Annotated in this window: 1 protein-coding gene; it reads right to left on the reverse strand. The window is 56.6% G+C overall.

All coding sequences use genetic code 11. From position 1 onward, the window contains the following. On the reverse strand, nt 1-1,001 hold a 1,001-nt coding region (locus tag AB4043_RS26575; protein WP_442308669.1), incomplete at its 3' end, for a GH92 family glycosyl hydrolase. Nucleotides 1,002-1,030 lie beyond the last annotated feature (29 nt).

Consider the following 1,030-nt stretch of genomic DNA (forward strand, 5'->3'; position numbering starts at 1 on the left):
GCCTTGCTCAAGCCCTCGATATCATGAGGGACAAAGAAGGTGTACTGCCAGGGCAGACCCTCCGTGATGTAGGTGGCCGGCTTATCGGGGGCGAATGGAGTTACCCAGCTACCATCCTTGTGCCGTCCACGAACGAATCGGGTCTCGGGATCGAGAACATTCTTCCAATTGGCTGAACGCTTGAACAAACGCTCAGCATCTTCCTTGTGTCCCAGGGCTGCAGCGAACTGAGCGCCAACGTAATCATCGTAGGCATACTCCAACGTACGAGAGACCTGCTCGCGTTGATGGAACGCATCCAGAACCTCATCTTCCAGCGGAATGTAGCCATACTTGTCATACGAGATTAGCGCCCGACGCCCCTTCCCTTCCACGTAGTCATCGTGAGGGGGTGTGATGAACGCATTTTGGCGCACCAGGCGATACGCCTCCGGAACATCGAAGTTGCGAATCCCCTTGGCGTAGGCGTCGTAGATCACAGCTACGGTGTGATCCCCGATCATCTCTGAGGTGTAGCTATTCCATGTAGGAAAGATCGGCAGAAAGCCGGCCTGGGCGCCCTTATCGACCAGGCTCTGCACCATCTCTCCATCGCGCTTTGGGTCCAAGATCGTGAGCAGCGGATGTAGCGAACGGAAGCTATCCCACAAAGAGAAGTCGTCGTAATAGTCTGTGCCGGGAGGTGCGTGATGCAGCTTCCCTTCCTGGCCGAATCCGTTATAGGTTCCGTCTGCGTCACTCACAATACGAGGAGCGAGCGAGGCATGGAACAAGGCGGTGTAGAACATCTTTTGCTGTTCTGCCGTGCCACCCGTAACCTCGATGCGCCCGAGATAACCACGCCATGCGTCTTCTGCCTGCTGGCGGATGGGCTCAAGCTCCCATCCCGGCTCTTCGGCAGAGAGGTTCTTCTCGGCTTCCTCAAGGCTGGTAAATGAGGTTCCAATCTTCGCAACGACGGTCTTCGGCGCGTTGTCGGCGAAGGTTACGAAGCCACCCAAGCGATCGCATCCAGAGCCCTGAGTATGGC

Origin of the sequence: Terriglobus sp. YAF25 (assembly GCF_052113305.1) — a bacterium.
In the GTDB taxonomy this organism is placed as follows: domain Bacteria; phylum Acidobacteriota; class Terriglobia; order Terriglobales; family Acidobacteriaceae; genus Terriglobus.